Raw genomic sequence first — 2,031 nt, 5'->3', positions numbered from 1 at the left:
GTTCGGCGGCGTCCTACTCTCCCACAGGGTCCCCCCTGCAGTACCATCGGCGCTGTAAGGCTTAGCTTCCGGGTTCGGAATGTAACCGGGCGTTTCCCTCACGCTATGACCACCGAAACACTATGAAACACTCAACCGCACCACACCGTGACCATGGCATGGGGTTGTTCGTGGTTTCAGAACCAACACAGTGGACGCGAGCAACTGAGGACAAGCCCTCGGCCTATTAGTACCAGTCAACTCCACCCGTTACCAGGCTTCCATATCTGGCCTATCAACCCAGTCGTCTACTGGGAGCCTTACCCCATCAAGTGGGTGGGAATACTCATCTCGAAGCAGGCTTCCCGCTTAGATGCTTTCAGCGGTTATCCCTCCCGAACGTAGCCAACCAGCCATGCCCTTGGCAGAACAACTGGCACACCAGAGGTTCGTCCGTCCCGGTCCTCTCGTACTAGGGACAGCCCTTCTCAATATTCCTGCGCGCGCAGCGGATAGGGACCGAACTGTCTCACGACGTTCTAAACCCAGCTCGCGTACCGCTTTAATGGGCGAACAGCCCAACCCTTGGGACCGACTCCAGCCCCAGGATGCGACGAGCCGACATCGAGGTGCCAAACCATCCCGTCGATATGGACTCTTGGGGAAGATCAGCCTGTTATCCCCGGGGTACCTTTTATCCGTTGAGCGACGGCGCTTCCACAAGCCACCGCCGGATCACTAGTCCCGACTTTCGTCCCTGCTCGACCCGTCGGTCTCACAGTCAAGCTCCCTTGTGCACTTACACTCACCACCTGATTGCCAACCAGGCTGAGGGAACCTTTGGGCGCCTCCGTTACCCTTTGGGAGGCAACCGCCCCAGTTAAACTACCCATCAGACACTGTCCCCGATCCGGATCACGGACCCGGGTTAGACATCCAGCACGACCAGACTGGTATTTCAACGACGACTCCACCCGAACTGGCGTCCGAGCTTCACAGTCTCCCAGCTATCCTACACAAGCCGAACCGAACACCAATATCAAACTGTAGTAAAGGTCCCGGGGTCTTTCCGTCCTGCTGCGCGAAACGAGCATCTTTACTCGTAGTGCAATTTCACCGGGCCTATGGTTGAGACAGTCGAGAAGTCGTTACGCCATTCGTGCAGGTCGGAACTTACCCGACAAGGAATTTCGCTACCTTAGGATGGTTATAGTTACCACCGCCGTTTACTGGCGCTTAAGTTCTCAGCTTCGCCACCCCGAAGAGTGACTAACCGGTCCCCTTAACGTTCCAGCACCGGGCAGGCGTCAGTCCGTATACATCGCCTTACGGCTTCGCACGGACCTGTGTTTTTAGTAAACAGTCGCTTCTCGCTGGTCTCTGCGGCCACCCCCAGCTCACCGAGTAAATCGGATCACCAGTGATGGCCCCCCTTCTCCCGAAGTTACGGGGGCATTTTGCCGAGTTCCTTAACCATAGTTCACCCGAACGCCTCGGTATTCTCTACCTGACCACCTGAGTCGGTTTAGGGTACGGGCCGCCATGAAACTCGCTAGAGGCTTTTCTCGACAGCATAGGATCATCCACTTCACCACAATCGGCTCGGCATCAGGTCTCAGCCACAAGTACGACGGATTTACCTATCGCACGGCCTACACCCTTACCCCGGGACAACCACCGCCCGGGATGGACTACCTTCCTGCGTCACCCCATCACTCACCTACTGCAAGTCTGGTTCGTCGGCTCCACCACTCCCCTTTGCCCGAAGGCTCCGGGGCGGCTTCACGGACTTAGCATCGCCTGGTTCGATGTTTGACGCTTCACAGCGGGTACCGGAATATCAACCGGTTATCCATCGACTACGCCTGTCGGCCTCGCCTTAGGTCCCGACTTACCCTGGGCAGATCAGCTTGACCCAGGAACCCTTGGTCAATCGGCGCAAACGTTTCTCACGTTTGTATCGCTACTCATGCCTGCATTCTCACTCGTGAACCGTCCACAACTCGCTTCCGCGGCTGCTTCACCCGGCACACGACGCTCCCCTACCCATCC

The 2,031-nt window shown here is 57.2% G+C and carries 2 rRNA genes (1 of these 2 cut by a window edge); both read right to left on the bottom strand.

Annotation, left to right across the window (positions count from 1 at the left end):
* Positions 1-117: ribosomal RNA gene (rrf, locus tag P1P70_RS40525) — 5S ribosomal RNA — on the bottom strand.
* 89 nt (positions 118-206) lie between these two features.
* Positions 207-2,031 (bottom strand): 23S ribosomal RNA (locus P1P70_RS40520) (it continues 1,371 nt past the right edge of the window).

Source organism: Streptomyces sp. MB09-02B (assembly GCF_033794485.1).
Taxonomy (GTDB): domain Bacteria; phylum Actinomycetota; class Actinomycetes; order Streptomycetales; family Streptomycetaceae; genus Streptomyces.
Note: the sequence above shows the minus strand (reverse complement) of the source record. Positions and strands in the feature narration are given on the sequence as shown.